The following is a 26,954-nucleotide window of genomic DNA, read 5'->3' as shown; positions in this document are numbered from 1 at the left end:
GCTGGGGTGAGGGGGATGGATTTCAAAGATGTCCAAAATCCTCAGCCTTGAGAATGTCAAAAAGCGCCTGAGCCGCCGCCGAAAGTTCATTCCCCGGATCCGTCAGCACGCCAATCGCCCGCTCAACCACGGGCTCGTGCAAGGTCAGGCAATGCGCGCCCAACTCGCGCATCTGCCCGGCACACAACGCCGGCACCGCACTGACGCCTAGCCCACTCGCCACCATGCGCCCGACTGTCGCCAGTTGATGGCTTTCAAATTCCACCGGCAGTTTCATGCCCCGGGCCTGCAAGTGTTCCTCCAGCATCACCCGAACCGTGGACGGTCGTTGCAGGGTGATGAACGGTTCCTGCAGCAAGGTCTGCCAATCAATGTCGCTACGGTCGGCCAGCGACGAATCCTGCGGCACCACCGCAACGAAGCGATCCTTATAAAGAGGCGTGAAGGTCAGCGAGGTGTTCTGCATCGGCTCGAACGCCACGCCAAGTTCCACCTGGCGATCGCGCACCATTTCCAGCACTTGCTCATTGATCACGTCGTTGACTGTCACGTTGACGTTTGGATAGCGCGCGCGGAAGGTCTTGAGGATCGGCGGCAGCAGGTTACCGGCAAACGACGGCATCGCCGCCAGCGTCACCCGCCCACGCTGCAGGCTGAAGCGCTGGCGCATTTCGTCTTCGGCGTTGTCCCAGTCGGCGATCAGGCGCCGGGCCAGCGGCAGCAGCGATTCGCCCTCCGGGGTCAACGCCACGTTGCGCGTGTTGCGGCTGAACAGGCGCCCGCCCAGACCTTCTTCCAGCGCCTTGATGGTCAGGCTCAGCGCCGATTGAGACAGGTGCAGGCGCTCGCAGGCCACGGCAAAGCTCAGGCTCTGGGCCACGGCGAGAAAAGCGCGTATCTGCTTGATGGTCATGAACGATTCACTCAAGGGACTAAGCTGAACACCTCATTGATCGTTCCCACGTCGAGGCGTCGAACCGTCCGCGTGGTAACGCAGCCGGTGACGCTCCGCGTCACTGGGACGCGGAGCGTCCCTAGAGGCATTCCCACGCAGAGCGTGGGAACGATCAATGAGGTCAATTATTGAGCTTTATCAATCAATCAACCTTAAAAATCAACTTAACAAATATATCCTACAGCGCGACACTCCAGTCATTCGGCTAGCCAGCCGCCCGACAAACAATAAAAGAGGTGCATATGGCAGGTTTCGACAAGCGCGTGTATTCCTACGAGGAAGCCATGGCAGGTCTTGAAGACGGCATGACTGTGATCGCCGGCGGCTTCGGTCTGTGCGGCATTCCGGAAAACCTGATCGCCGAGATCAAGCGCAAGGGCACCCGCGACCTCACCGTCGTCTCCAACAACTGCGGCGTGGATGGCTTTGGCCTCGGCGTGCTGCTGACCGACCGCCAGATCAGCAAGGTGGTCGCCTCCTACGTCGGCGAAAACAAACTGTTCGAAGAGCAACTGCTCAAAGGCGACATCGAAGTCGTCCTGACCCCGCAAGGCACTCTCGCCGAAAAAATGCGCGCAGGCGGTGCCGGCATCCCGGCCTTCTTCACTGCTACCGGCGTCGGCACTCCGGTCGCCGAAGGCAAGGAAGTGCGTGAATTCCACGGTCGCAAGTACCTGATGGAAGAGTCCATCACCGGCGACTTCGCCATCGTCAAAGGCTGGAAAGCCGACCACTTCGGCAACGTCATCTATCGCCACACCGCCCAGAACTTCAACCCGCTGGCCGCCACCGCCGGCAAGATCACCGTGGTCGAAGTCGAAGAAATCGTCGAACCCGGCGAGCTGGATCCGGCACACATCCACACGCCCGGCATCTACGTCGACCGGGTCATTTGCGGCACGTTCGAAAAACGCATCGAACAACGCACCATCCGCAAATAATCCAGGCTGACGGAGAACAAGAACATGGCACTTACCCGCGAACAAATGGCTCAACGCGTCGCCCGCGAAATGCAGGACGGCTACTACGTGAACCTCGGTATCGGCATCCCGACCCTGGTCGCCAACTACATCCCCGAAGGCATGGAAGTCATGCTGCAATCGGAAAACGGCCTGCTCGGCATGGGCCCTTTCCCGACTGAAGACACCATCGACGCCGACATGATCAACGCCGGCAAGCAAACCGTGACCGCGCGCATTGGCGCGTCGATCTTCAGCTCCGCCGAATCCTTCGCAATGATCCGTGGCGGTCACGTCGACCTGACCGTGCTCGGCGCCTTCGAAGTGGACGTGCAAGGCAACATCGCCTCGTGGATGATCCCCGGCAAACTGGTCAAGGGCATGGGCGGCGCGATGGATCTCGTAGCCGGCGCGGACAACATCATCGTCATCATGACCCACGCGTCCAAGGACGGTGAGTCCAAGTTGCTGAGCCAGTGCAGCCTGCCGCTGACCGGCGCCGGTTGCATCAAGCGCGTCCTGACTGACCTTGCGTACCTGGAAATCGAAAATGGCGCTTTTGTCCTCAAGGAACGCGCACCTGGCGTCAGCGTCGAGGAAATCGTCGCCAAAACCGCTGGTAAACTGATCGTCCCGGATCACGTACCGGAAATGCAGTTCGCTGCCGAGTGAGGAATTCGAAAATGCAAGACGTCGTCATTGTTGCCGCCACGCGTACCGCGATCGGCAGTTTCCAGGGATCGCTGGCCACCGTCTCCGCCGTGGACCTGGGCGCAGCGGTCATCCGTCAGTTGCTTGAGCAGACCGGCCTGGACGGTGCTCAGGTCGATGAAGTGATCATGGGCCAGGTACTGACCGCCGGCGCCGGCCAGAACCCGGCGCGCCAGTCGGCGATCAAGGCCGGTCTGCCCCACGCCGTACCGGCCATGACCCTGAACAAGGTTTGCGGTTCGGGCCTCAAGGCCCTGCACCTCGGCGCCCAGGCGATCCGTTGCGGCGATGCTGACGTGATCATCGCCGGCGGCCAGGAAAACATGAGTCTGGCCAACTATGTGATGCCGGGCGCGCGCACCGGTCTGCGCATGGGTCACGCTCAAATCGTCGACACCATGATCAGCGACGGCCTGTGGGATGCGTTCAACGATTACCACATGGGCATCACCGCCGAGAATCTGGTCGAGAAATACGAGATCAGCCGCGAGCAGCAGGACGCCTTCGCCGCTGCGTCGCAACAGAAAGCCGCCGCTGCCATCGAGGCCGGTCGTTTTGTCGATGAAATCACCCCGATCCTGATTCCGCAGCGCAAAGGCGATCCGGTGGCGTTCAAGGTCGACGAGCAGCCACGCGGCGACACCACCGCCGAATCCCTGGCCAAACTGCGTCCGGCCTTCAAGAAGGACGGCAGCGTCACCGCCGGCAACGCTTCATCGCTGAACGACGGCGCGGCTGCCGTGATTCTGATGAGCGCCGAAAAAGCCAAGGCCCTGGGCCTGCCGGCCCTGGCGAAAATCGCTGCCTACGCCAACGCGGGCGTCGACCCGGCGATCATGGGTATCGGCCCGGTTTCCGCCACTCGCCGCTGCCTGGACAAGGCTGGCTGGAGCATCGGCCAACTCGACCTGATCGAAGCCAACGAAGCCTTCGCCGCACAATCGCTGGCGGTGGCCAAGGATCTGCAATGGGATCTGGACAAGGTCAACGTCAACGGCGGCGCCATCGCCCTCGGTCACCCGATCGGTGCATCGGGCTGCCGCGTGCTGGTGACCCTGCTCCACGAAATGATCAAGCGTGATGCGAAAAAGGGTCTGGCGACCCTGTGCATCGGCGGCGGTCAGGGCGTGGCCCTGGCGCTGGAACGCGCTTAAGCGCAAAAGAGGTTCAACAGCGGGCGGCGGATCCACGACATCCACTGCCCGTTGGCAACAAACCCGGTACGACTCACGTCGCACCGGGTATTTTTTTGCCCGGTCGTCAGCCAAATTTCACCAGATTCAGCACCGGCAACGGCCCGCCCGGGAACTGCACCAGTCGCGCACCCACGCTCAACTCGCCCAGATCGATACCGAAGAAGCCGAGCTGATCGATCAGCGCTCCCACTTCAGCCTTGGCCTGCGCATCATCGCCGGACAGGAACAGAACACGCTTGCCCCCCTCCGACGCCGGATCCGCTTCCAGCAAACGCGCCAGCAAGTGGTTGAACGCCTTGACCACCCGCGCGCCCGGCACCCATTCGGCGAACACTTCGCTGGACGGCCGCCCCTGCAAATCCACCGGTTTGAACAATGGCGCTTCAATCGAATTGTTGGCGTCGATAACGATCCGTCCACCGAAGTCCGGGAGCCCGGCCAGTGCGGTCGGCAGTTTCGACCAGTTCACCGCGACCAGCACGATGTCCTGAGCCGCTGCTTCTTCACGGCTAACGGCACGGGCAGTCGGGCCGAGTTCCGCGACCAGCTCCGCCAGGGTCTCCGGCCCGCGACTGTTGGCGATGACCAACGGGATGCCCTGACGCGACAAGGCTTTGGCAAACGCTGAACCGATGGCGCCAGCGCCGATGATTCCGATAGTGCTCATGGTGTTCTCCTCAAAGTGGGGGTAAGACTCGAAACGAATCTTGCGCTTGCCATTCCCACTTGATTAGCCGGTAATGTCTTGAATAATCTTCAAGCATCGCTATCAGGTCGAACCTATGGAAACCCTTGCCAATCTGGAATCTTTCGTCCGCAGCGCCGAGACCGGCAGCTTCTCCGCCGCCGCACGGTTGCTGGCGCTAACCCCGGCGGCGGTCAGTCGCAACGTGGCGATTCTTGAACGCAACCTCGGCGTGCGGCTGTTTCAGCGCTCGACCCGCAAGCTGTCGTTGACCGAGGCAGGTGAAGGTTTTCTGGCGAGCATCGGCGGCAACCTCGACGCCTTGCAGGCAGCGATTGCGACGGTGGCGACCGAGCGCGGCGAGCCGGCGGGCGTGCTCAAGGTCAGCCTGCCGCCGACGTTCGGCATCGATCACATGCTGCCGCTGCTGCCGGAGTTTCTGGCGCGCTATCCGCTGATTCGCCCGGAATGGCACTTCGAAAATCGTCAGGTGGACTTGATCGCCGAGGGTTACGACGTAGCGATTGGCGGCGGATTCGAGCTGACACCCGGCGTAGTCGCCCGGCCATTGTCGTCCGCCGAAGTGCTGGCGGTGGCGTCGCCGACGTATCTGGCCGGCCGCACACTGCCGCGACATCCGGCTGATCTCGCCGATCACCACGGCATCGTCATGCGCGGCCTGCGCACCGGGCGCCTGCGCCAATGGCAGATGCACAACGAAGCCGGCGAACAGGCCAGCGCCCTGCTCAACCCGAACATCGTGCTGAATGACCCGATGGCCATGCGCACCGCGGCGTTGTTGGGTCTGGGCGTGACGATGCTGGTGCTGCCCGATGTCAGTGCGCAGATCGAACGCGGTGAACTGGTGCGACTGTTGCCCGACTGGCAATGCGATGCCGGCGCGATTTCGCTGTACTACCCCAGCCGCACTTTACTGCCGGCCAAGACCCGGGTGTTCATTGATTTTGTGGTGGAAGCGTTTGGCCGTTAGGCCGCCAGCTGCAGAATCAACCAGGCATTCGCCCCGCTGATCACCACAAACAATCCCCACGCGAGCACCTTGGTCGGCAACCGGTTCACAAACGGCCCCATCAGTTGCTTGTCGTTGGTCATGCGAATCAGCGGATACAGCGCAAACGGCAGTTGCAGGCTCAACACCACCTGGCTCAACACCAGCAATTTGCCCACCGCGCCGTCGCCCATCAGCCACACGCCGATGAATGCCGGAATCAGCGCCAGCCCACGGGTGATCAGGCGCCGCTGCCAGCAAGGGATCCGCAGGTTCAGATAGCCTTCCATGATCACTTGCCCGGCGATGGTGCCGGTGAAGGTCGAACTCTGCCCCGAGGCCAGCAACGCCACGCCGAACAGCACACTGGCCAGCGCGCCGCCCACCAATGGGTCGAGCAAGTGATAGGCGTCCTGGATGTCGACCACGTCGGTGTGTCCGGACTGATGAAAGGCTGCCGCCGCGAGAATCAGGATCGCCGCGTTGACCAGCAACGCCAGCGCCAGCGAACCGATGGTGTCGATGCGCGCCAGTTTTACCGCGTCCTGCTTGCTGGCCAGATCCTTGCCGATCAGCCGTGTCTGTACGATCGACGTGTGCAGGTACAGGTTGTGCGGCATGACAGTGGCGCCGAGGATGCCGATGGCCAGGTACAACGGCGCGGCGTCGCTGATCGCCGACAGTGACGGTTTGAAGCCTAGGGCGACGTCCGGCCAGTACGGTTTGATCAACAGCAATTCAACGAAGAAACACGCGCCGATGGTGCCCACCAGCACCAGCATGATCGCTTCCAGCCGGCGGAAACCGCGGTTTTGCAGGGCCAACACCAGTAACGTATCGAATGCGGTCAGGGCGATGCCAAACGTCAGCGAACAACCCAGCAACAAGTGAAACGCCAGTGCGCAACCAAGCACTTCTGCCAGGTCGGTGGCGATGATCGAGATTTCCGCCAGCACCCATTGCAGCCGCGCCGTCGGAGTGCTGTAGCGTTCGCGGGACAGCTGCGCCAGATCGCGCCCGGTGGCGATGCCCAATCGCGAGCACAGACATTGCACAACCATGCCCGCCAGGCTCGCCAGCAATACCACGAACAACAGGCTGTAACCGAAGCGCGAACCGGCCTCGATGGCGGTGGCCCAGTTGCCCGGATCCATGTAGCCGATCGACACCAGCAAACCGGGGCCGGCAAAGCGCAGCACGCGTTTGAAGAACGAGGCGTTGGGATCGACCGGGACACTGCCGGCCACCTCCGGCGGGCAGAACGGCGCCGTGGCGATTTTGGGCAAGCTGAATTTCACGCACACATCCAGAAACAAGTCGAAAGACGCAGCTTAGACGTTTCAGTCGGCGCGCCCAAGCGCAGATGTGCTGCGATCAGGGTTTGGCAGTACCCAGCAGTTGCTGGCGCAGTTCGGGATTGCGCGTGCGTGGATCCAGCCAGATATTGAAAAAAGCCTGGGCGAACAGAGGGTCATTGATCTCGTGCTGCAACTGTTGGCCAACAAAAAACCGCGCGCCCTGCCCTGGCAGATACACCCCGGTGATCCGCGTGCCGGCCTGCACGTCGACGAACGATTGCTGCATCTGGGCCTGCCACACCGCCAGTTGCGCAGGACTGATGGAGGAGCCTGCCAGGCGTTTGATCTCGTCGACGCTGGCCTTGACCAAATCTTCGCGGGACACGCTACGCCGATAGATCAGCTCCAGGGCGAAGGGCTGACCATCGGCCAATGGACGCGCGGCGCTCCACAACCGGGCGTTGTAAACGTCGAAACCGAACACGCTGAAATCGCCGGTGCCGATGATCTGCGCGCCGGGCACCGCGTCCTGCCAACTGGCCCAAGTGGGTGTCAGCAACAAGGCCCACAAGCCGATCCCGCAGCATCCACGCAACAACTTCGGTGTATTGCTCATCGCGGTATCGACTCCGGTAAACCCTGATACTCAGAGCATAGTCGGCTATTGCGCTCGTCATTTTGTATACATGTTTTGCATGCATATACAGCAATCCGCCAATGACAATGCTAACGTGGCCCCACTGCCCCCGACGGAGACACCTGCGTGCTGATCCTCAAACTGCTGCTGATTCCCGGTTTCCTGCTGCTGATTTCCCTCGCGGGCAAGCGTTGGGGCCCCAGTGTTGCCGGGTGGCTGTCGGGGTTGCCGGTGGTGGTCGGGCCGATTCTGTTTTTCCTCGCCATCGAGCAAGGCCCGACGTTTGCCGCGCAATCGGCGGTGGCGGCGCTGTCGGCCATGTTTGCGATGATCGCGTTTTGCATCACTTACGCGCAGGTGGCGCAGCGGGCGAGCTGGCCGCTGGCGTTGGTGGTTTCTTTATCGGTCTGGGCCGTGCTGGCGTTGATCCTGTCGCTGATACCGGCCTCTCTGCCCTTCTCGATTGCCGCCGCTGCAACTGCCCTGCTTGCCGCGCCATACCTGTTTCCCAAGGTACAACCGGTGGTAAGTGGCCCGGCGCCGAAGTCGGACAAACTGGTCTGGCGGATGATCGCCGGGGCCGCGCTCACGCTGGTGGTGACGATGCTGGCCAGCACCGTGGGCGAGCGCTGGAGCGGTCTGCTCGCGGTGTTCCCGGTGCTCGGCAGCGTGATGGCGGTGTTTTCCCAGCAGACCCGTGGCCCGGCGTTTACCGCCGCGTTGTTGCGGGCGACAGCGACGGGGATGTATTCGTTTTCGGCGTTTTGTCTGGTGCTGGCGCTGACGGTTCCCAATCTGGGTTTCGGCGGTTTCGTGGTGGCCGTGGCCGTTTCGGTGGCGATGCTGGGCGTCACCCGGCAGTTGCTGGCCAAACCCGCGCCGGCACCGTCGCCGAACTGAACCCGCCCGGACAAACCGCTCTGGAGTGCCGGGTGTGCTCCGTGGGATGATCGCCGCCCAAGCGCGACCATCCCTCGGAGATTCGAATGTCATTGCTTAGCAAGAAAGCCGTCGTCCTGTTGTTGGCGGCGGTGGCCGGTTTCGGCGCCATCAATGCTCAGGCAGCCAAAGCCAAAGAGAAGGCTGTCACCGAGAAAGTCTCGATGCTCGACGGCAAATTCAGTTTTGTCCTGCCCAAGGGCTTTGTCGGCGACCCGCTGCCAGCCGGGCCGACCGGTGCGAAGGGCACCATGTACAGCAACGACGCCACCAAGACTGTGGTCATCGTCGCCGAAAACCAGATTCCCGAAGGCAACAACGTCAAGAACAACGACAGTACGTTCCTCGACGGCACCGTCTCCGATTTCATCGACGCCCAAAGCAAGGCCCTGCCGGACTTCAACAAGCTCAGCGAAAAGAGCCTGACCCAGAAAGGTAACGGCCTGGGCTTGCGTCAGGTCGACAGCACCGCCACCCAGGGCGGCGGCCAGACTCTCAACACCACGTTGCTGGCAGGTTCCGGCACGCGCATGGCACTGGTCCAGGTGATTTCCCGGGCCAGCGACAAGAGCAGTCACGAGGCACTGGTGAAAACCATCCTCAAGGAAAAGTGACCTTCACGGATTGAGTTGCTGCAACCAGTCGTTCAAATCCCGAAGCTCGGCCGCGCTGATGCTGTGGCCGACGCCGGGATAGACATGAAATTGCGGTTTGTACGACAGCTTCTGCAACAACGCATCGGCCTCGGTGCCACCGCTGTACGGCACTCGGTCATCTGCCGTGCCGTGGCCGATGAAGATCTCCAGCGGCGGATGCTGTTGCTCTGACTTCAGCTCGCCCTTGAGCACCGGCAATATCCGCCCACTCAATGCCGCGATGCCACCCACTACCGCCGGCTGCCGCAGCCCTACCTCGTAGGTCATCATCGCGCCCTGGCTGAAACCGATCAGGTACACCTTGTCCGGTTGCGCGTGATATTTCTGCGCCGCTGCGGCGATAAAGGCCCGCAGTTTCTGGCTGCTGGCCTTCAGATCATCAGTCTCGCCGTTGTAGGCACCTTCGCCTTTCTTGCGAAACCACTGGAAACGCCCTTCACCCAACGCCATCGGTGCCTGCACCGACAGGTAGTTGTACTGCTTGGGCAGCTGAAATTTCATACCGATCAAGTCTGCTTCGTTGCTGCCATAGCCATGCAGGAAAATCACCAGCGGACGCTGCTCGGCGTCCGGGTGCACCTGGGCCAGGTAGTTGAGCGGCAGATCGTTTTGCAGCGAGGTCTGAGCCTGAACGGCAGTGGACGCGAGCAGCGTCAACAGCGCAAACACCTTCAACATAAGCCTTCCTTCACACAGTGCAGGGTTCGGGGCAGAGCCTAACACTGTGATCCGGAGGATGGGGTGTCAGTCGTTGATCAGCTTGCCGACTCGAATCGGCTCGCGCCCCGCCACTTTCGCCTGCCAGATGCCCGGCTGGGTGTAGCGTCCGCGATCGATGGCGAACAACACGCCACTGGTGCCCGCGCGCACGGTGGTCACGCGATCGTTCAACGGATCGACCACTTCGAACAGCGCATCGCCGCGCTCGACCCACTCACCGGCATCGCGCAGGAAACTCACCACGCCATGGTGCGGGGCGAACAGGTATTCGGTGCCTTCGAACGGCATGCCTTCGCAGCATTCGTCCGGCGCTTTCGGCCATTCACCGCTGATGAAGCCCTGCTCGGCCAAAAAGCCCAGTATCGCCTCGCAATTGGCCTGAGCCTGATCGACGCGGGTGTCGCCCATGCTGCCCAGTTCCAGTGTGGTAGCGAGGTTGGCCGGTGGAATCGCAGCCTCCGGGAACATCCGCGCCAGGCGCAACCACGGCGAGGAGCAGGATTCATCGAACGAACTGCCACCGGAATCTTCACACAACAGCGCCACGCCAGCCTTCAGGCGTGCGGCGAGGGATCGCCACTGCGGCCAGTGCTGCGGCAAGGCGTAGATATGAATCGCGGCGTCGAAATCGCAATGCAGGTCGAGGGTGATGTCGGCCTCGCAGGCGTGGCGCAGCAACAGACGGTGCAGTGCTTCCAGTTGCGAAGCCGGGGCTGGCAGTTCGTCGAGTATCTGGCCCATTGTCTGGCGGATCAGCGCGATGTTGGCTTGGGCATCACCGCCCAACTGACTCCCGATGCGCTCGGCCACCGGCGCACTGAGTTCGACGAAGGAGCGGTTGAAGTTCTTGCCGCTGCCCAGTTCGAAACGGCCCATGTGACTGCCTTGCAGATGCTGATCGAGGCCGATCGGGTTGGCCACCGGCACCAGTTCGATCACGCCTTGCAACTGATCGTTGCTTTCCAGCTCGGCCAGGCGCTTTTTCAGTTCCCACGCGGTGCGCATGCCCGGCAGTTCATCGGCGTGCAGGCTGGCCTGGATGTAGACCTTGCGCGGGCCGGCGCCGTAACGGAACACGCTCAGGGAACGTTCGCTGCCCAAGTGACTCCAGGGCAGAAGATGGTCGATGCGTTGCATGGGGAACTCCGGAAATTCTGTGGTCGCTGCTACCCAGTGACCGCATTGAAAATGTGCTGACAGGATAAATCACGGGCGAAAAAAAAGTGGCCACCGCATCAACGGGGCCACTTTTTTCTACGGCGTATTAATGGCCGTACACGTCAAAGTCGAAGTACTTGTCCTGCACTTGCTTGTACTTGCCGTTGGCGCGGATTTCGTTGATGGCGGTGTTGAATTTCTCCGCCAGCTCGGTATCGCCTTTACGCACGGCGATACCGGCGCCGCCGCCGAAGTACTTGGCGTCTTCATAGGTCGGGCCGACGAATTCGAAGCCTTTGCCGGCGTCGGTTTTCAGGAAGCCGTCGCTCAGGTTGACCGAGTCGGCCAGCATCGCGTCGATACGACCGGACACCATGTCCAGGTTGGCTTCCTGCTGCGAGCCGTAACGCACCAGTTCGATCCCGGCCGGCACCAGCACTTCGGTGGCGTAACGGTCGTGGGTACTGGCGCGCAGCACGCCGACTTTCTTGCCTTTGAGCTCAACCAGCGGGTCTTTCACGCCCGAGCCTGCCTTCATCACGAAGCGCGCCGGGGTGTGGTAATACTTGATGGTGAAATCGACGTTTTTCTTGCGGTCGTCAGTGATGGTCATCGAGGACAGGATCGCATCGATCTTCTTCACTTTCAGCGCCGGGATCAGGCCGTCGAACTCTTGCTCGACCCAGGTGCATTTGACTTTCATCTGCTCACACAGCGCGTCGCCGATGTCCACGTCGAAACCGGCCAGTTTGCCGTCAGGGGTTTTCATCGAGAATGGCGGGTAACCGGCTTCGATACCGATACGGATCGGTTTGGCGTCTTCGGCCACGGCGGTCAGGGACAACATCGACAGTGCCAGGGCACCGAACATAACCAGCTTTTTCATTTATTACTCCCGTGTGCGGAGGCTTTTATTGGCAGCTTTCGATTGTCAGGTTCGGCCTTGGGCTGTGTAGCGCAAAGAAACCGAAGTGGCCGGCAGTCTATGGCGGCGCGCACGGGGCAAATTGTGTTTAAGCGACAAATACTTACAGAAAATCGGCGAGTGCCATCACGTGGGAAAAGTGTGCGCCAGAGCGGTGCAAGGGTTGTAGGACAAAGCCGACAAAAGGTGCCGCCGAAGCGGCAACCTTCTGGCTATCAGCAGTCGCAAGCGATCGGCGCAGTGGCGACTCGCGGTGCCGTAACGCTCAACTGAAAGCCTTCATCCAGCCAGCCCGTCACCCCGCCGATCATTTCCTTGACCGGATAACCCAGCGCCGCCAGCTTCACCGCAGCCTTGTTGGCGCCATTGCAGTGGGGGCCAGCGCAATAAACCACGAACAACGTGTTTTTCGAGTAGTCCGCCAGCCCTTCAGCTGTCAGCAAACGCCCGGGAATATTGATCGCTCCCGGCACATGACCACGCTCGAAGGCCTGCGGCCCGCGCACGTCCACCAGCACAAAGTCGACTTCGCCGGCTTCGTGACTGCTGAAGACGTCGGAACAATCGGTTTCGAAGGTCAGACGGTTGCTGAAATGCATCAGGGCAATGGCCGAAGGGGCAGCAGGAATTTCGCGAACCAGGCTGGGCATTTTGAATCACTCCTTTGTCTGTGGGGATGAACAGACTTTATCGAGCCGCCGCTTGCCGCTACAGTGGCGCACAAGACACTCACCGGGAATTTTCCGCCAAATGCCTGATTCACCTGGATTGGTCGCGATTCTGGCCTACGACGGCCTCTGCACATTTGAATTCGGCATCGCCGTGGAGATCTTCGGCCTCGCCCGGCCGGAGTTCGACTTTCCGTGGTACGAGCACTGCATTGCGGCGGTCGATCAAGGCCCGATGCGCGCCATGGGCGGGATCCAGGTGCTGGCCGATGGCGGTCTGGAATTGTTGGCGGATGCGCGCACCATCATCATTCCTGGATGGCGCGACCGCAGTGCACCGGTGCCGGAAGTCTTGCTCGAAACATTGCGTGACGCGCATTCACGCGGCGCTCGGTTGCTGTCGATCTGCTCCGGTGTGTTTGTGTTGGCAGCAAGCGGCCTGCTCGACGGGCATGGCGCCACCACTCATTGGCGCTACACCTCGGAGCTTGCCGAGCGCTTCCCGGCCATCGATGTCGATCCTGATGTGCTTTACGTCGATTCCGGCCAATTGATCACCTCCGCCGGCAGTGCAGCGGGGATCGACGCCTGCCTGCATCTGGTGGCGCGGGACTTCGGCACCCAGATCGCCAACTCGGTGGCGCGGCGGCTGGTGATGTCGCCGCAGCGCACCGGCGGTCAGGCGCAATTCATTCCGACGCCGGTCAGCCCGACACCGCGCAGCGACCTGTCACGCGTGATGCAGTGGGCCCGCGAGCGCCTGCACGAACCGCTGGAAGTGCGCGATCTGGCCAGCGAAGCGGCGATGAGCGAACGCACCTTCCTGCGCAAATTCACGGAGGCCAGCGGCCAGTCCCCCAAAGCCTGGCTGCAACACGAGCGTCTGGCCCGAGCCCGGGAATTGCTGGAAAGCACGCCGCAGAACACCGAGCAGATTGCCCTGCGCTGTGGCTATCGCTCGGTGGAAAGCTTTCGTGTGGCGTTTCGCAGCGTGGTCGGGGTGCCGCCGTCGGTGTATCGCGAGCGCTTTGGTCGTGAGATCAAGGCTTGCGCAGAAGATAGGTGTCCATGATCCAGCCATGCTCGGCCCGCGCAGCCTTGCGCACCCGTTCTATCTCATCGGCAACGTCGCCGAGCTTGCCATGGATGAGGATTTCGTCCGGCGTGCCGAGGTAGGCGCCCCAGTAGATCTCTGTCTCCTGATCCGTCACCTGATGGTAGGAATCTTCGGCGTCGAGCATCACCACCAGACTGTCCGTGTCACTCACCTGCCCTGCCGCCAGGCGTCGGCCGGTGGTGATTTCAATCGAGCGGCCGATGGTGTTCAACGGCACCTTGTGTTGTGCCGCCAGGGCCTGAACGCTGGTGATGCCGGGAATGACTTCAAATTCAAAAGCGCATCGCCCCGAATCCAGAATCGCCTGCAGGATACGAATGGTGCTGTCGTACAGCGCTGGATCGCCCCACACCAGAAAACCGCCGCACTGCCCGTCAGACAATTCGTCATTGATCAGGCGTTCGAAGGTTTGCTGCTTGGCGCGGTTCAGATCATCGACGCTGGCGCTGTAGTCTACATCGCCGCGCTCGCGCTCCGGGCTGTGGGCCTCGGCGAAACGGTACGTACGATCAGTGATGTAACGCTCGCAGATTTCTCGCCGCAGGTCGATCAGCTTGTCCTTGCTCTGGCCCTTGTCCATCAGGAAAAACACGTCCACCCGGTTCAGCGCCTTCACCGCCTGCATCGTGATGTAGTCCGGGTTGCCGGCACCGATGCCGATCACCAGCAATCGCTTCATTGCTCTGCTCCTTCCACACTCATGCCGGACAAGCGTAGCCGCCAGCGCCCGGTAAACCGCAGATCGACCGCCGCCAGCGGCTCGACATCAATGCTGTGAAACGCCTCGCCCTGTGCGACCTGCATCAATGCAGCACGAATCACGAACGGATGGGTGACCGCCAACACGTGTCCCGGCGTGGCTTGCAGTGAAACCAGCCACGCGGCCACTCGTTCACGCAGTTGCGCCACCGACTCACCGCCATGGGGTGCGGCGTGCGGATCGTCGAGCCAGGCTTGCAATGCCTCGGGTTCGTTCCGCTGCAAATCCTTTATCGACTGACCTTGCCAGCGTCCCCAGTCGCAATCACGCAGGGCCTGATCAATATGTATGTCGTGGCCAAACCACGCCGCCGTCTGGCGAGTGCGCAGTTCCGGGCCGCAAATCAACCGTGACGCAGTGTCCAGACGCGAAGCCAGCGAGTCGGACGCCAGCGCCACGTCTTCAACAGGCTCTTTCGTAGGAAAACACGCCAATTTTTGTGCGACTGTTCTGGCATGGCAGATCAAGGTCAAACGGGTGGTCTGCACGGGAGGCTACTCGGCTGAAAGACAGGACGGTCATCGACATAATCGCTGATGAAGCGGCAATTGTGCCGTAAACCGGGATGCTCCGGGCGAGTCGATTGGATGATCCGAGCGTGTGAAAGCGGCAATGTCTGACACCATTATGGGCAATGGACTACAAAACTGGTCGACATACGTGTAACCCTTGCGTTACGGGCATCCCGCCTCATTTTGGGGCCTGATTTAAACGCGGAAAAATTCGCTAGACATGTAGCGTCAGTTACATAAATACTGTTTTAACGGATTGTGAAGCGAATTCAACACCCCATCCAGCAGGAGCCCGGATGCCCCCTTTAAGAGACCTGATCACCGACCCCGGCCTTGACCTGACGCCGTCGGAGCGCAAAGTCGTTCGCGCCTTGCTCGATCAGTATCCACGCAACGGGCTTGGCCCGATGGCGCGCCTGGCCGAACATGCCGGCGTCAGCGATCCGACCATCGTGCGGCTGGTGAAAAAGCTCGGCTTCGGTGGTTACGCCGAATTCCAGGACGCCCTGCTCAGTGACATGGACCATCGCCTGCGCTCGCCGCGCACTCTGTTGCAGCCGCGCTCGCATCAGAACAAGGACGATGCCTGGAGTCATTATCTGGCTCACAGCCACAACCTGCTGGCCGAAACCCAGGCCCTGACCCAGCCGGAAGATGTGCGAATTCTGGCCGACTGGCTGCTCGACACCCGCCATCAGGTCTACTGCTTCGGCGGACGCTTCAGCAGTTTGATGGCGACTTACCTGCTCAATCATTTGCGTCTGCTGCGCCCCGGTTGCTTTGCGCTGGAAGACAACGCGCAACTGCCCGACCGCCTGTTCGACCTGCAACGTCAGGACGTGGTGCTGGTGTTCGACTATCGCCGCTACCAGACCCAGGCCCTGCGCGTGGCGAGCGCGGCGAAGAACAGCAACGCCCGCGTTGTGCTGTTCACCGACATCTACGCCTCACCGCTGCGCGAGCTGGCCGACATGATCATCAGCGCCCCGGTGGAGTCGGCCTCGCCGTTCGACACCATGGTCCCGGCGCTGGCCCAGGTTGAAGCATTGATTGCTTGCCTGACCCTGCGTAGCCCGGACCTGGCCGATCGCCTGGAAGGCATCGATGCCCTGCGCAACGACTTCGACACCCATTTGCTGGAGGATAAATAAGGATGTTCAGCCTTCCCCATCGCTCGCCACGGGACCTGCCGTTTGTCACCGATCACACCGCCCTGTTGCTGGTGGACATGCAGCGCGCCTGGCTCGAGCCGCAGTTCGACCCGCACCTCGAAGGCCCGGACGCCGCGTATTTCCTCAACCGCACGCGCTCGCAAGTGGTACCCAATCAGGTTCGCCTGCTCAACGCCTTCCGCGAAGCACGGCAGAACGTGCTGCACACCCTGATCGAAAGCCTGACCGCCGATGGCCGTGACCGCTCGCTGGATCACAAGCTGTCGGACATGCACCTGCCCAAGGGCAGCCCGCAGGCACAGGTCATCGCCGAACTGACCCCGGCGGAAAACGAAATCGTGCTGCCGAAGACCTCGTCCGGGGTCTTCAACTCGACCAACATCGACTACGTGCTGCGCAATCTGGAAACCCGCCACCTGATCATCGCCGGAATTGTCACCGACCAGTGCGTCGACATGGCCGTGCGCGACGCCGCCGACCGTGGCTACCTCGTCACTCTGGTGGCGGACGCCTGCGCGACCTACACCGAAGCACGTCACGACGCCTGCCTGAACGCGATCAAGGGCTACTGCTGGATCACCGACACCGACACCGTGCTCGGCCGTCTGCAGGAGATGCAGCCATGAGCGAACGCCTGTCACCGTTGCCGATGACCACCATCGTCACCACCGACCTGATCGGCGTCACCCGTGGCCGCTCGTTTCCCACCGATGAGCTGGAGCATTATCAGGCCGCCGGTTGCGGCTGGGTACCAGCCAACAGTGCGCTGACGCCGCAGGACATCATCGCTTCGACCAGTCCGTGGGGCGCGTATGGCGACCTGCGGCTGATTCCCGATCTGGCCAGCCGCGTCACCGTCGGCAACGGCCCGGACGCCACAGCACCTGCGCTGGATTTCATTCACGGCGATATCCGCGAAACCGATGGCCGGCCGTGGGCCACCTGCCCGCGCACCCTGTTGCGCAACGAGGTCGAGCGCTACCGCGATGAGCTCGGCTTGCAGGTCAACGCCGCGTTCGAACACGAATTCAATCTGCACGCCGGGTTTGCCGAACATCTGGCGTTCTCGCTCGAAGCCCAGCGCCAGGGCGCCGAATTCGGTGGCTGGCTGCTCAGCGCGTTGCGCGCCGGGGGCGTTGAGCCGGAAATGTTCCTGCCCGAATACGGCAAGCACCAATACGAAATCACCTGCCGCCCTACCCTTGGCGTGGCGGCGGCGGATCGCGCGGTCAACGTGCGCGAGATTACCCGCGAAATCGCCCGGCAGATGGGTCTGGATCTGAGCTTCGCGCCGAAGACCGCCGCCGACGCGGTGTGCAACGGCGTACACCTGCACGTCAGCCTGCTCGATCTGGCCGGTCAGCCGATGTTCTACGACGCCGGCACCAGCAATGGCCTGTCGACCCTCGGCCAGCACTGGGCGGCGGGTGTGCTGCATTACTTACCGGCGCTGTGCGCATTCACTGCACCGACGCCGGTGTCGTATGAACGCTTGCAGCCGCACCACTGGAGCGCTTCCTACGCTTGCCTCGGCCAGCAGAATCGCGAAGCGGCGCTGCGGATCTGCCCGACCGTGAGCCTGGGGAACAAACCCGTGGCGAAGCAATACAACCTTGAGTTCCGCGCCATGGACGCCACCGCCTCGCCGCATCTGGCAATGGCCGCGCTGCTGATCGCCGGACGCCTGGGGATCGAGCAACGTCTGGCGCTGAACGCGATCACCGATGAAATCCCCGATTCACTCAACGACGAACAACGCAAGGCCCGGGGCATCGTTGCCCTGCCCGCCTCCCTGGCCCAGGCACTGGATTGCCTGCGTCGCAGTGAAGCGCTGGTCGAAGCGCTGCCAAGCGCGTTGCTCGAGACTTTTTTCGCCCTTAAAACCGAGGAACTGGCGCTGACGGAACAGCTCTCGCCCGCTGATCTTTGTGAGCACTATGCACGCCTGTACTGAATCCGCCGAGCTTGGGTTGTACACCCGACCGGTCTACAACCTGAGCCGTGAAGATTCGACGCACCCGCTGATTCTGGTGTGCGAACACGCCAGCCGTTACATCCCCGAGGCCCTGAACAATCTGGGCCTGGATGACACGGCGGCGCGCGAACACATCGCCTGGGACATCGGTGCCCTGGCGCTGGCCGAACAACTGTCGGAGCAACTGGGCGCCACGCTGTTGAGCGCCAACTATTCGCGCCTGCTGATAGACCTCAACCGCCCCCGGCATGCGCCCGACAGCATCCCGGCGCAGAGCGAGATCTATCAGGTGCCGGGCAACCGCGAGCTTGACGAGGCCACCCGCGAATACCGTCGCCAGTGCCTGTTCAAACCGTTTCACACACGGTTGCAACAACTGATCGATGCACGTCTGGCCGAAGGTCGGCCGGTACGGGTGGTAGGGATTCACAGTTTCACCCCGGTGTACTACGGCCAGCCGCGCGAGCTGGAAGTCGGCGTGCTGTTCGGTCAGGCCCGGGCCTATGCCCAACGGATGCTCGACGGTCTGGAGCGACACCCGCTGAAAGTCGCCGGCAACCAGCCGTACAAAATCGACCCGCTGGGCGACATGACCGTGCCGGTGCATGGCGATGCAAGGGGCCTCGATTCGGTGTTGATCGAAGTGCGCAACGACCTGCTGCGTAGCCCGGAAGCGGTTTCTCGCTGGGCGAATTATCTGGCACCACTGCTGTAAAAAATGTTGTAACCACTGCTGATGCTGTAAACGACGGACCGATATAACAACTAAAACGACCGATTGGCTGACAAGGAGTTGCGCTTCATGGAAATAGAAGAGTTCGGCTACAAACAGGAGTTGAAACGTAGCCTGACACTGACCGATCTGGTGGTGTACGGGATGATCTTCATGATCCCCATCGCCCCGTTCGGCGTGTATGGCTACGTCAACGCCGAGGCACCGGGGATGGTGCCTCTGGCGTACATCATCGGCATGGTGGCGATGGTGTTCACCGCTCTGAGTTACGGCAGCATGGCCCGGGCCTTTCCGATTGCCGGATCGGTGTATTCCTACGCGCAACGGGGCCTGAATCAACACGTCGGCTTCATCGCCGGCTGGCTGATGCTGCTCGATTACCTGCTGATTCCGCCGCTGCTTTACGTGTATGCGGCGATGGCGCTCAACCATTTGTACCCGGACATTCCGAAAGTCGGCTTCATTCTGGCGTTCCTGGTCAGCGCGACCTTCGTCAACCTGCGCGGCATCACCTTTACCGCTCGCATGAACATTGTGTTCCTGCTGGCGCAACTCGTGGTGCTGGGCATTTTCCTGTTCTATGCCTGGAATGCCCTGCACAACGGTGGCGGCAACGGCCAGTTGACCCTGGCGCCGCTGTATCACCCGGAAACCTTCAACTTCGCCCTGCTGATGCAAGCGGTGTCGATTGCGGTGCTGTCGTTCCTCGGTTTCGATGCGATCTCTACGCTTGCCGAAGAGATCAAGGGCGATCCGGGCCGCAGCGTCGGCAAAGCGGCACTGATCACGCTGGTAGTGATGGGTGTGATTTTCGTCGCACAAACCTGGATCGCTACCGATCTGGCAGCCGGCATGGGCTTCAAGTCCGCTGACACCGCGTTCTATGAAATCGCCGAAATCGCTGCCGGCAGCTGGCTGGCGACCCTGACCGGCGTGGCCACGGCCCTGGCCTGGGGCGTGGCGGTGGCGATCACTTCACAAGCGGCGGTCTCGCGCCTGCTGTTCGGCATGGCCCGCGACGGCAAGCTGCCGAAAGTGCTGGCCAAGGTCCACCCGAAACACAACACGCCGTACCTGAGCATCTATCTGGTAGCCGTGCTGTCGCTGGTGATCTGCTACCTGTTCATCAATTCGGTGGACACCCTGACTTCCCTGGTCAACTTCGGCGCCCTGAGCGGCTTCATGCTGCTGCACCTGACCGTGATCAATTACTACTGGCGCCGGCAGAAATCCGGCCAGGTGATCCGTCACCTGATCTGCCCGGTGATCGGCTTCATCATCGTCGCGGCCATCATGTACAACATGGGCGTCGATGCACAGAAACTCGGCCTGATCTGGATCGCACTGGGTCTGGTGTACCTGTTCTTCCTGAACAAGCTCGGCGCCAGTACCGCGCTGCCTGACCCGAGCAATGGCTGACAAGAAAAAGAGCGGCGTCTGACAACAAATCAGGCGACCGCCGCTTTAACGCGTGGAAACCGACAGTGATAGTCAGGTTCGGCGAATGGGCCGAACCTTTTGATACAGGAGTGCATCCATGCTGGTCTTACGCCCAGTCGAGCCAAACGACCTGCCTCAATTGCAACAATTGGCGCGCGACAGCCTGGTGGGCGTCACGTCCCTGCCGGACGACAGCGAACGTCTTAGCGAAAAAATCGCCGCGTCCTGTGCCTCGTTCGACAGCGATGCGGCGGCTCAGGGCCCGGAGAATTACTTCTTCGTGCTGGAGGACATCGACAGCCATCGACTGGTCGGCTGCTCGGAAATCCTCGCCACCGCAGGTTTCAACGAGCCGTTTTACAGCCTGCGCAACCGCCACTTCACCAGCGCCTCGCGGGAGCTGAACATCGAGCACGGCGTGCCGGCGCTGTCGCTGTGTCACGACCTCAGCGGGCATACGCTGCTGCGCGGTTTTCACATCGATGAAGCGCTGGTGCGCACGCCGTTTTCCGAATTGCTGTCGCGGGCACGCCTGCTGTTCATCGCCGCCCACGCGCCGCGATTTGCCGAAGCGGTGATCACCGAGATCGTTGGCTACAGCGACGAGCAAGGCAACTCACCGTTCTGGGATGCGCTGGGCAAACATTTCTTCGACCTGCCCTACGTCGAAGCCGAACGCCTGTGCGGTTTGCAGAGCCGTACGTTTCTCGCCGAACTGATGCCGCAATACCCGATCTACGTGCCGATGCTGCCGCAAGCCGCGCAGGACTGCATCGGCCGCATCCACCCGGACGGTCAGGAAGCCTTCGACATCCTCGAGCGCGAGGGTTTTGAAACCAACAGCTACATCGATCTGTTCGATGCCGGCCCGACCTTGTATGCACGCACCGCCAACATCCGTTCGATCGCGCAGAGCCAGACAGTCACGGTTCAGGAGGAACCCCTGATCGATGCTCGCGGTCGCTATCTGGTGAGCAACGATGCTCTGCATGGCTTTCGGGCGGTGGTCGCCGAGCTGGATTTCCAGCCCGGTCAGCCCCTGGCGCTCGATCCGGCCCTGTGCGCGGCGCTCAACGTCCGCGCTGGCGGCACGATCCGGTTGATCGCCCTGTGAACCGCGCCCCTACCCAACGACAGTGCCCGAGCTGGCGCGCAAAAGGAGTTGCAGCATGATTGTCCGTCCGGTCCAAGTCAGCGACCTGCCAGCGTTGATGACGCTGGTGCAACAGGCCGGGCCGGGGTTCACCACCCTGCCCGCCAACGAAGATCGCCTGGCCCACCGGGTACGCTGGGCGCAACGGGCGTTCGCCGAACAGGTCGAGCGGGCCGATGCCGATTACCTGTTCGTGCTTGAAGACGACGAGCAGCGCGTGGTCGGCGTCAGCGCTCTGGCCGGGGCCGTCGGCCTGCGTGAGCCCTGGTACAACTATCGGGTCGGGCTGACCGTCAGCTCGGCGCCGGACCTGGGCATTCAGCGGCAGATCCCGACGCTGTTCCTCAACAACGAACTGACCGGCCAATCGGAGCTGTGCTCGCTGTTCCTGCGCCACGACCAGCGCCATGGCAGCAATGGACGCTTGCTGTCGCTGGGGCGTTTGCTGTTTGTTGCCGAATTCCCGCACCTGTTCGGCGAAAAGATGATCGCCGAACTGCGAGGCAGTGCCGACGAGCAAGGCTGCTCGCCGTTCTGGGACAGTCTGGGCCGGCACTTCTTCCAGATGGACTTCAGCCACGCCGACCACCTGTCCGGGCTCGGCAACAAGGCCTTCATCGCCGAACTGATGCCTCGTCAGCCGCTGTACACCTGCCTGCTCACCGAACAGGCCCAGGCCGTGATCGGTCAGGCCCACCCCAACACCGAGCCGGCACTGAAAATCCTTCAGTCCGAGGGTTTCGCCCACAAAGGCTATATCGACATCTTCGACGGTGGCCCGGTGATCGAAGCACCGATCCGCAGCATCCGCACCGTGCGCGACAGCCTGGAACTGACCCTGAGCATCGGCACGCCGGACGATCAGGCGCCGCTGTGGTTGATCCACAACCGCCGCCTGGAAAACTGCCGCATCACCGTCGCGCCGGGCCGTCGGGTCGGCAGCAGTCTGGTGATCGACCGCCTCACCGCCAAACGCCTGCAATTGCAGCCGGGCAACTCGGTGCGGGCGGTGCCGCTGCCCAATCAACAGCAGCAGGCGGTGGCGGCCTGAGCGCCCATACCTGCTGCGAAAGAGCCTGAACAGGATTCTCCTGGTTAACTTCCTCGTTAATTCGTCATGATCCTTGACCCATTGGCGTGATAGCCTTTTCACCTTCGGCGTTGACACCTTTGCTCAAGCCTTTCCATTCCTTTGTATTGGTGGAACTCGTATGACCAGGCTTTCTCATCAAGATTTGCGCCGTAACTTCCGTCAGCTGCTGGCTTCCGACACCTGCTATCACACCGCCTCGGTGTTCGATCCGATGTCCGCCCGCATCGCCGCTGACCTGGGTTTTGAAGTAGGGATTCTCGGCGGCTCGGTCGCCTCGTTGCAGGTGCTGGGTGCCCCGGACTTTGCCCTGATCACCCTCAGCGAATTCGCTGAACAGGCCACCCGCATCGGCCGCGTCGCCCAATTGCCGGTGATCGCCGACGCCGACCACGGCTACGGCAACGCGCTCAACGTGATGCGCACCATCGTCGAACTGGAACGCGCCGGCGTCGCTGCGCTGACCATCGAAGACACCCTGCTGCCGGCACAATTCGGCCGCAAATCCACCGACCTGATCACCGTCGCCGAAGGCGTCGGCAAGATCCGCGCGGCACTGGAAGCCCGGGTCGATTCGGAGATGGCAATCATCGCCCGGACCAACGCCGGCATCCTGCCGAACCAGGAAATCATCAGCCGCACCAAGCAGTATCAAGCTGCTGGCGCTGACGGTATCTGCATGGTGGGGATCCAGGACTTCGATCAGCTCGAGCAGATCGCCGAACACCTGACCGTCCCGCTGATGCTGGTCACCTACGGCAACCCGGCACTGCGCGACGACAAACGCCTGGCCGAACTGGGTGTGCGCGTAACCATCGACGGCCACGGTGCCTACTTCGCGGCGATCAAGGCGACCTACGACAGCCTGCGCGAACAACGCCAGATCTTCACCCAGGCCTCCGACCTGAGCGCCACCGAACTGACCCACACCTACACCCAGCCTGAGGAATACATCCTCTGGGCCAAGGAATACATGAGCGTCAAAGAGTAACCCCGCACCACGCTACAAAGAGGCAGAGCGGCCCGACGCCATCACGAGTCCACTCGCATGGCGCCCGCCGCGAAACCGCTAGACCGCTCTCTTGAAGCCTTCCTCCCGCTGTAATGCCCGCGTCTGAATCACGTTCAGAATGGCGCAGCCCTCTCGCATCAGCAGATGCACCGCGCTGGTAATCCGCGTCAGATCACAATCGGAAATGCCCTTCAGGTCGAGACTGGAAAACGTGTCCGCCAGATCGCGCACGACCACAAAACGGTGCATCGCACACGCGGCCATGTCGCTGAGTTCTTTTTGGGTATTGATGAAGAGCACCGGGGATTCGGCGTCGTAGGTGTCGATGGGGAGGTAGCGGGGGATTACTTGATCCGACATTGGTGTAACTCCCGTAATTAGGGCTCTCACCATTCGCGGCCAAACGAAGAGGGTGGCAGCCGTGCGCGGGTTGGCCGACCGGATACAGGAACCGGCACACCCGAAGGTGTCCCACGCACAGCCGCCAAAACACAACAACTTCAGGCAAAAATCGCTGAATATGTTGGACAACTGTACGTTCCTGTATCGACCGGCCAAGGTCGTTCGCGGAGTTTTCCGCGAGCCCGAACTATAGGGGTCGATACTGAAACGCGGCAACAGGGTACGTTGTAGGAAAGGTCTTGGAAAGTTGTGCGCCGCTCACACTTTCCTCATTTCCCACAAAAGCCCCCTCACCCTAGCCCTCTCCCGGAGGGAGAGGGAACCGATTGGGGGATGCTCAGGATATTCATCGACCTGGATGCACTTCACCGAATCCATAATCGACTCGGTGTTTCAGGTCGATGTATAGCGCAAGACACCTCGGTCAGCTCCCTCTCCCTCCGGGAGAGGGCTGGGGTGAGGGAGAAATCTGCCTGACACCCCGCCAACTCCGCTACTCCACCGACCGGCTCACCGCCCCTTCGCCAACTCCATAATCATCCGCGACAACAGATAAATCCGCGGCGCCACGCTCTCCACCTCCGCGTATTCCTCCGGCGTATGAATGTTGCCGCCGACAATCCCGAACCCGTCCAGCGTCGGCGTCCCCACCCCGGCCGACAAACTCGCATCCGCCGCCCCACCGCTGCCTTCTTCGGTCAACTTGCGGCCAATCTCACCGTAAATCCCCTGGGCCATCGCCATCAAACGATCCGACTCCGCCGTCTGCGGCATCGGTGGCAAGCCGCGCTGCAATGAAGTTTTCACCTCGGTGTCAGGAATCAACTTGTCCTGCGACACCCGCGCCAGATCCTTCTCGATCCGGTCGAATTCTTCCGGCACCGCCGCCCTCACGTCAGCCTTGGCCGTGGCCTGATCCGGGATCACGTTGGTGCGTTCGCCAGCCTTGAGCACGGTGAAGTTGATGGTGGTTTTCTTGGCCTCGTCGCCGAGCTTGCCCAGTTGCAGGATCTGGTGCGCCGCCTCCATCGCCGCGTTGCGCCCCAATTCCGGCGCGACGCCGGCGTGGGCGGCCTTGCCCTTGACCTCGACCAGTGCGGTGGCGCTGCCCTTGCGCCACACCACCAGTCCATCCGCCGGACGGCCCGGTTCAAGATTGAGGGTCACGTCGTGAAGCTTGGCGGTTTTCTTGATCAGGTCGGTGGCGACGTCCGAGCCGGTTTCTTCGCTGGCATCGAGCAGGAAGGTGATTTGCGCGTAGTCCTTGAAGTCGAGGTTCTTCAGGATCTTCAGCGCGTAGATGCCGGCGACAATCCCGCCCTTGTCGTCCATCACCCCCGGCCCGTAGGCGCGGCCGTCCTTGATGTGGAACGGTCGCTCGGCGGCGGAGCCTTCCTTGAACACCGTGTCCATGTGCGCCATCAGCAGGATTTTCGCCTTGCCGGTGCCTTTGAGCGTGGCGAGCACGTGGTTGGTTTTTTCCGGTGTGTTGGGTACCAGTTCTATGGTCGCGCCGAGCTTTTTCAGCTCTTCGATGGCGATTTCGCTGACTTGCTTGAGCCCCGGTTCATAGCCGGAACCGGAATCGATATTGACCAGCCGTTCGAGCAATTTCAGGGCTTCGGGCTTGTATTGCTCGGCATCGGCCAGCACTTGTTTGTGCGGTTCGGCGAAGGCGCCAGCGGTGGCGAAAGACAGGGTCAGGCCGAGACCGGCGGCCAGCAGGGAACGAGGGAATTTGAACGTCATGAATCAATCCTTGTTTCGTGTCGGGTACTGAACCGTACCTGACATCGCGCCAAGGCTCTATCCCGGATGCGACACTCGATCCGTTCAAACCGAATCGAATACCTCGCGTCGAGGTTTGTTATCGCTGCAGCAAATCACCCGGTTACGCCCGCCGGCCTTGGCTTCGTACAGCGCCTGATCGGCGTCATCCAGCCAACGCGTCGCGTCGCCGTGAGCCGGGTCAAGCGCCGCCAGACCAATACTCAGGCTGACTTTCAGCGCCGGGTTCTGTTCGTACACCAGAAAGGAAAAACGCTCACGCAACGCTTCCATCGCCTGCGCCGCATTGAACAGCGGCAAGTCCGGCAGGATCACGCAAAACTCGTCGCCGCCGTAGCGCCCCGCCACATCGGCCATACGCAGGTTCTGCTTGAGCATCTTGCTCAGCTGACGCAGGACGATATCGCCCGCCACATGCCCGTAGGTGTCGTTGATCGCCTTGAAGTGGTCGATGTCGATCAGCGCAATCGCAGCGCCTGTCTGCTGGCGTTTGCAGCGTTCGAATTCGATTTCCAGTTGATCCTTCCAGGCGCCGTGATTGAGCAGACCGGTGAGGCTGTCGGTGCGGCTCAGGGCCAGCAATTCACGTTTATGCAGGCCGAGGGTGTAGGCCTGGCGAAAGCAGATCCAGCCCAGCGCCAACGGATACAGCATCAACAGCGGCAGACAGGCATAAAGCTGTGCCGGCGTGGTCATCGGGACGAACGCGGGGGCGAATACCACCAGCCCGACGCCGACGCCGAGCAACTGCGCCGCCGCCCCGGCCAGCAGAAAACGCAGGCCGCCGATGGCAACGTTGTTCATCGCCATCATCGAAATGGTCGTGGCACTGGGCAAGGGATTGAAGTGCATGGCGGCGACCCAGAAGCCACCGAGGAAGGCGTCGATCAACAGGTTGCGGTGTTCGGCGTGGTACGGAACCTTCGCCCGGCGGGCCCATTGATAAGCAAGGTGCGGCCAGACCAGGCCGTTGAACAGCATCAGCGCCCAGACCCAGGCCGGCGGGTCGAGCGGGTACATCGCGACGCTCACGCACAAAAGCCCCAGGACCAGCCCGAGGGTTCGCGATGTGTAGAGCCTCCTGGCCAGTGAAAGTCCCTTTCCTCCCGTTCTTCCCATAAGGGCCTCGACCACTCGACGGCACTGCGCAGACCGCAGACCCGATGTGCTGGGAGTCTATCAGGGCAACGTTAAATAGCCATCACCGGCCAGCGGGCCGAATACCTCGTCATCAGCACCACACGGCGGGCAAATGATTGGCTATACATGAAAGGAAGAAAATGG

28 protein-coding genes are annotated in these 26,954 nt (G+C 61.6%); 15 read left to right on the top strand and 13 right to left on the bottom strand.

What is annotated here, in order from left to right; translation table 11 throughout:
* Positions 1 to 22: 22 nt before the first annotated feature.
* Positions 23 to 913 (bottom strand): LysR family transcriptional regulator, encoded by an 891-nt coding sequence (locus L6D82_RS23605; protein WP_129974018.1) that lies wholly within the window; start codon positions 911 to 913, stop codon positions 23 to 25.
* A gap of 284 nt (positions 914 to 1,197) precedes the next feature.
* On the opposite strand from L6D82_RS23605, the gene L6D82_RS23600 reads away from it, so the two are divergent.
* From L6D82_RS23600 to L6D82_RS23590, 3 genes are read left to right on the top strand one after another with little or no spacing between them, the layout of a single operon-like run.
* The gene (locus L6D82_RS23600; protein WP_007956274.1) at positions 1,198 to 1,896 is read left to right on the top strand and encodes a CoA transferase subunit A; all 699 of its coding nucleotides are present in this window, start codon (positions 1,198 to 1,200) and stop codon (positions 1,894 to 1,896) included.
* A 24-nt stretch (positions 1,897 to 1,920) separates the two neighbouring features.
* The gene (locus L6D82_RS23595; RefSeq protein ID WP_007956272.1) at positions 1,921 to 2,586 is read left to right on the top strand and encodes a CoA transferase subunit B; all 666 of its coding nucleotides are present in this window, start codon (positions 1,921 to 1,923) and stop codon (positions 2,584 to 2,586) included.
* An 11-nt stretch (positions 2,587 to 2,597) separates the two neighbouring features.
* On the top strand, positions 2,598 to 3,779 hold the full coding sequence (locus L6D82_RS23590) for an acetyl-CoA C-acetyltransferase (protein WP_102688463.1): 1,182 nt from the start codon (positions 2,598 to 2,600) through the stop codon (positions 3,777 to 3,779).
* A gap of 106 nt (positions 3,780 to 3,885) precedes the next feature.
* Here the strand turns inward: L6D82_RS23590 and L6D82_RS23585 are convergent, their stop codons facing one another.
* A complete protein-coding gene (locus L6D82_RS23585; RefSeq protein ID WP_102688462.1) occupies positions 3,886 to 4,488 on the bottom strand; it encodes an NADPH-dependent F420 reductase in 603 nt (200 codons plus the stop codon).
* A gap of 115 nt (positions 4,489 to 4,603) precedes the next feature.
* Between L6D82_RS23585 and L6D82_RS23580 the strand changes: the two genes are divergently transcribed.
* Positions 4,604 to 5,497, top strand: a complete 894-nt coding sequence (locus L6D82_RS23580) for a LysR family transcriptional regulator (protein ID WP_236191773.1) — start codon at positions 4,604 to 4,606, stop codon at positions 5,495 to 5,497.
* On the opposite strand, the gene L6D82_RS23575 is transcribed toward L6D82_RS23580, so the two are convergent.
* Together L6D82_RS23575 and L6D82_RS23570 are read right to left on the bottom strand one after the other, a co-directional pair.
* On the bottom strand, positions 5,494 to 6,813 hold the full coding sequence (locus L6D82_RS23575) for an Nramp family divalent metal transporter (RefSeq protein WP_085748244.1): 1,320 nt from the start codon (positions 6,811 to 6,813) through the stop codon (positions 5,494 to 5,496). The two genes, L6D82_RS23580 and L6D82_RS23575, sit on opposite strands and share 4 nt — an antisense overlap.
* A gap of 76 nt (positions 6,814 to 6,889) precedes the next feature.
* Entirely contained in the window at positions 6,890 to 7,429 is a 540-nt protein-coding gene (locus tag L6D82_RS23570) for a chalcone isomerase family protein (RefSeq protein WP_236191772.1), read from the bottom strand.
* 147 nt (positions 7,430 to 7,576) lie between these two features.
* On the opposite strand from L6D82_RS23570, the gene L6D82_RS23565 reads away from it, so the two are divergent.
* On the top strand, positions 7,577 to 8,350 hold the full coding sequence (locus tag L6D82_RS23565; RefSeq protein WP_236191771.1) for a hypothetical protein: 774 nt from the start codon (positions 7,577 to 7,579) through the stop codon (positions 8,348 to 8,350).
* A gap of 86 nt (positions 8,351 to 8,436) precedes the next feature.
* Positions 8,437 to 9,003, top strand: a complete 567-nt coding sequence (locus L6D82_RS23560) for a DcrB/PsbP domain-containing protein (protein WP_236191770.1) — start codon at positions 8,437 to 8,439, stop codon at positions 9,001 to 9,003.
* 3 nt (positions 9,004 to 9,006) lie between these two features.
* On the opposite strand, the gene L6D82_RS23555 is transcribed toward L6D82_RS23560, so the two are convergent.
* The 4 genes from L6D82_RS23555 to L6D82_RS23540 form a co-directional block, all read right to left on the bottom strand.
* Positions 9,007 to 9,723, bottom strand: a complete 717-nt coding sequence (locus L6D82_RS23555; protein ID WP_236191769.1) for an alpha/beta hydrolase — start codon at positions 9,721 to 9,723, stop codon at positions 9,007 to 9,009.
* A gap of 66 nt (positions 9,724 to 9,789) precedes the next feature.
* A complete protein-coding gene (locus L6D82_RS23550; RefSeq protein WP_236191768.1) occupies positions 9,790 to 10,902 on the bottom strand; it encodes a succinylglutamate desuccinylase/aspartoacylase family protein in 1,113 nt (370 codons plus the stop codon).
* 127 nt (positions 10,903 to 11,029) lie between these two features.
* Positions 11,030 to 11,809, bottom strand: a complete 780-nt coding sequence (locus L6D82_RS23545; RefSeq protein ID WP_007956251.1) for an ABC transporter substrate-binding protein — start codon at positions 11,807 to 11,809, stop codon at positions 11,030 to 11,032.
* 254 nt (positions 11,810 to 12,063) lie between these two features.
* Complete coding sequence (locus L6D82_RS23540; protein WP_102718647.1) at positions 12,064 to 12,498, bottom strand: rhodanese-like domain-containing protein; 435 nt, start codon at positions 12,496 to 12,498, stop codon at positions 12,064 to 12,066.
* Positions 12,499 to 12,598: 100 nt separating this feature from the next.
* On the opposite strand from L6D82_RS23540, the gene ftrA reads away from it, so the two are divergent.
* Positions 12,599 to 13,588 carry a transcriptional regulator FtrA gene (ftrA, locus tag L6D82_RS23535; RefSeq protein WP_102688455.1) on the top strand — a complete coding sequence of 330 codons (990 nt, stop codon included), beginning with the start codon at positions 12,599 to 12,601 and terminating at the stop codon, positions 13,586 to 13,588.
* On the opposite strand, the gene cobF is transcribed toward ftrA, so the two are convergent.
* Positions 13,557 to 14,312, bottom strand: a complete 756-nt coding sequence (cobF, locus tag L6D82_RS23530) for a precorrin-6A synthase (deacetylating) (RefSeq protein ID WP_085748236.1) — start codon at positions 14,310 to 14,312, stop codon at positions 13,557 to 13,559. The two genes, ftrA and cobF, sit on opposite strands and share 32 nt — an antisense overlap.
* A complete protein-coding gene (locus L6D82_RS23525) occupies positions 14,309 to 14,881 on the bottom strand; it encodes a histidine phosphatase family protein (RefSeq protein ID WP_236191767.1) in 573 nt (190 codons plus the stop codon). Before L6D82_RS23525 ends, cobF begins: the two co-directional genes overlap by 4 nt.
* Positions 14,882 to 15,201: 320 nt before the next feature.
* Between L6D82_RS23525 and L6D82_RS23520 the strand changes: the two genes are divergently transcribed.
* The 8 genes from L6D82_RS23520 (at position 15,202) to L6D82_RS23485 (ending at position 23,459) form a co-directional block, all read left to right on the top strand.
* Positions 15,202 to 16,056, top strand: coding sequence for a MurR/RpiR family transcriptional regulator (locus L6D82_RS23520; RefSeq protein ID WP_011333500.1), 855 nt, complete (start codon positions 15,202 to 15,204; stop codon positions 16,054 to 16,056).
* Positions 16,057 to 16,058: 2 nt separating this feature from the next.
* On the top strand, positions 16,059 to 16,703 hold the full coding sequence (locus tag L6D82_RS23515; RefSeq protein ID WP_129974029.1) for a cysteine hydrolase family protein: 645 nt from the start codon (positions 16,059 to 16,061) through the stop codon (positions 16,701 to 16,703).
* The gene (locus tag L6D82_RS23510; RefSeq protein WP_085748233.1) at positions 16,700 to 18,031 is read left to right on the top strand and encodes a type I glutamate--ammonia ligase; all 1,332 of its coding nucleotides are present in this window, start codon (positions 16,700 to 16,702) and stop codon (positions 18,029 to 18,031) included. The genes L6D82_RS23515 and L6D82_RS23510 overlap by 4 nt, the downstream gene beginning before the upstream one ends.
* The gene (locus L6D82_RS23505; protein ID WP_236191766.1) at positions 18,015 to 18,767 is read left to right on the top strand and encodes an N-formylglutamate amidohydrolase; all 753 of its coding nucleotides are present in this window, start codon (positions 18,015 to 18,017) and stop codon (positions 18,765 to 18,767) included. The genes L6D82_RS23510 and L6D82_RS23505 overlap by 17 nt, the downstream gene beginning before the upstream one ends.
* Positions 18,768 to 18,854: 87 nt before the next feature.
* A complete protein-coding gene (locus L6D82_RS23500) occupies positions 18,855 to 20,204 on the top strand; it encodes an APC family permease (RefSeq protein ID WP_011333496.1) in 1,350 nt (449 codons plus the stop codon).
* A gap of 118 nt (positions 20,205 to 20,322) precedes the next feature.
* Positions 20,323 to 21,339, top strand: a complete 1,017-nt coding sequence (locus tag L6D82_RS23495; RefSeq protein ID WP_236191765.1) for an arginine N-succinyltransferase — start codon at positions 20,323 to 20,325, stop codon at positions 21,337 to 21,339.
* Between the two features lie 55 nt (positions 21,340 to 21,394).
* Entirely contained in the window at positions 21,395 to 22,429 is a 1,035-nt protein-coding gene (astA, locus tag L6D82_RS23490) for an arginine N-succinyltransferase (RefSeq protein WP_007956239.1), read from the top strand.
* A gap of 160 nt (positions 22,430 to 22,589) precedes the next feature.
* Positions 22,590 to 23,459 (top strand): isocitrate lyase/PEP mutase family protein, encoded by an 870-nt coding sequence (locus L6D82_RS23485; protein ID WP_007956238.1) that lies wholly within the window; start codon positions 22,590 to 22,592, stop codon positions 23,457 to 23,459.
* 78 nt (positions 23,460 to 23,537) lie between these two features.
* Here L6D82_RS23485 and L6D82_RS23480 read toward each other — a convergent pair whose 3' ends face one another.
* From L6D82_RS23480 to L6D82_RS23470, 3 genes are all read right to left on the bottom strand, one after another.
* The gene (locus L6D82_RS23480; RefSeq protein ID WP_102718653.1) at positions 23,538 to 23,840 is read right to left on the bottom strand and encodes a hypothetical protein; all 303 of its coding nucleotides are present in this window, start codon (positions 23,838 to 23,840) and stop codon (positions 23,538 to 23,540) included.
* 552 nt (positions 23,841 to 24,392) lie between these two features.
* Complete coding sequence (locus L6D82_RS23475; protein ID WP_236191764.1) at positions 24,393 to 25,631, bottom strand: M20/M25/M40 family metallo-hydrolase; 1,239 nt, start codon at positions 25,629 to 25,631, stop codon at positions 24,393 to 24,395.
* Positions 25,632 to 25,715: 84 nt separating this feature from the next.
* A complete protein-coding gene (locus tag L6D82_RS23470; RefSeq protein ID WP_236191763.1) occupies positions 25,716 to 26,789 on the bottom strand; it encodes a diguanylate cyclase in 1,074 nt (357 codons plus the stop codon).
* Positions 26,790 to 26,954 lie beyond the last annotated feature (165 nt).

The organism is Pseudomonas paraglycinae (assembly GCF_021601625.1).
Taxonomy (GTDB): Bacteria; Pseudomonadota; Gammaproteobacteria; order Pseudomonadales; family Pseudomonadaceae; genus Aquipseudomonas; species Aquipseudomonas paraglycinae.
This window is presented reverse-complemented; position numbering and strand designations above follow the sequence as displayed.

Bases quoted from the DNA above. Each gene is read 5' to 3' on its own strand.
- L6D82_RS23585 (WP_102688462.1), bottom strand. From the start codon at position 4,488: ATGAGCACTATCGGAATCATCGGCGCTGGCGCCATCGGTTCAGCGTTT.
- L6D82_RS23480 (WP_102718653.1), bottom strand. From the start codon at position 23,840: ATGTCGGATCAAGTAATCCCCCGCTACCTCCCCATCGACACCTACGAC.
- L6D82_RS23515 (WP_129974029.1), top strand. From the start codon at position 16,059: ATGTTCAGCCTTCCCCATCGCTCGCCACGGGACCTGCCGTTTGTCACC.
- L6D82_RS23555 (WP_236191769.1), bottom strand. From the start codon at position 9,723: ATGTTGAAGGTGTTTGCGCTGTTGACGCTGCTCGCGTCCACTGCCGTT.
- L6D82_RS23570 (WP_236191772.1), bottom strand. From the start codon at position 7,429: ATGAGCAATACACCGAAGTTGTTGCGTGGATGCTGCGGGATCGGCTTG.
- L6D82_RS23520 (WP_011333500.1), top strand. From the start codon at position 15,202: ATGCCCCCTTTAAGAGACCTGATCACCGACCCCGGCCTTGACCTGACG.
- cobF (WP_085748236.1), bottom strand. From the start codon at position 14,312: ATGAAGCGATTGCTGGTGATCGGCATCGGTGCCGGCAACCCGGACTAC.
- L6D82_RS23560 (WP_236191770.1), top strand. From the start codon at position 8,437: ATGTCATTGCTTAGCAAGAAAGCCGTCGTCCTGTTGTTGGCGGCGGTG.
- L6D82_RS23495 (WP_236191765.1), top strand. From the start codon at position 20,323: ATGCTGGTCTTACGCCCAGTCGAGCCAAACGACCTGCCTCAATTGCAA.
- L6D82_RS23505 (WP_236191766.1), top strand. From the start codon at position 18,015: ATGCACGCCTGTACTGAATCCGCCGAGCTTGGGTTGTACACCCGACCG.
- L6D82_RS23545 (WP_007956251.1), bottom strand. From the start codon at position 11,809: ATGAAAAAGCTGGTTATGTTCGGTGCCCTGGCACTGTCGATGTTGTCC.
- L6D82_RS23605 (WP_129974018.1), bottom strand. From the start codon at position 913: ATGACCATCAAGCAGATACGCGCTTTTCTCGCCGTGGCCCAGAGCCTG.
- L6D82_RS23540 (WP_102718647.1), bottom strand. From the start codon at position 12,498: ATGCCCAGCCTGGTTCGCGAAATTCCTGCTGCCCCTTCGGCCATTGCC.
- L6D82_RS23600 (WP_007956274.1), top strand. From the start codon at position 1,198: ATGGCAGGTTTCGACAAGCGCGTGTATTCCTACGAGGAAGCCATGGCA.
- L6D82_RS23510 (WP_085748233.1), top strand. From the start codon at position 16,700: ATGAGCGAACGCCTGTCACCGTTGCCGATGACCACCATCGTCACCACC.
- L6D82_RS23500 (WP_011333496.1), top strand. From the start codon at position 18,855: ATGGAAATAGAAGAGTTCGGCTACAAACAGGAGTTGAAACGTAGCCTG.
- L6D82_RS23475 (WP_236191764.1), bottom strand. From the start codon at position 25,631: ATGACGTTCAAATTCCCTCGTTCCCTGCTGGCCGCCGGTCTCGGCCTG.
- L6D82_RS23595 (WP_007956272.1), top strand. From the start codon at position 1,921: ATGGCACTTACCCGCGAACAAATGGCTCAACGCGTCGCCCGCGAAATG.
- L6D82_RS23550 (WP_236191768.1), bottom strand. From the start codon at position 10,902: ATGCAACGCATCGACCATCTTCTGCCCTGGAGTCACTTGGGCAGCGAA.
- L6D82_RS23470 (WP_236191763.1), bottom strand. From the start codon at position 26,789: ATGGGAAGAACGGGAGGAAAGGGACTTTCACTGGCCAGGAGGCTCTAC.
- L6D82_RS23590 (WP_102688463.1), top strand. From the start codon at position 2,598: ATGCAAGACGTCGTCATTGTTGCCGCCACGCGTACCGCGATCGGCAGT.
- L6D82_RS23485 (WP_007956238.1), top strand. From the start codon at position 22,590: ATGACCAGGCTTTCTCATCAAGATTTGCGCCGTAACTTCCGTCAGCTG.
- L6D82_RS23580 (WP_236191773.1), top strand. From the start codon at position 4,604: ATGGAAACCCTTGCCAATCTGGAATCTTTCGTCCGCAGCGCCGAGACC.
- astA (WP_007956239.1), top strand. From the start codon at position 21,395: ATGATTGTCCGTCCGGTCCAAGTCAGCGACCTGCCAGCGTTGATGACG.
- ftrA (WP_102688455.1), top strand. From the start codon at position 12,599: ATGCCTGATTCACCTGGATTGGTCGCGATTCTGGCCTACGACGGCCTC.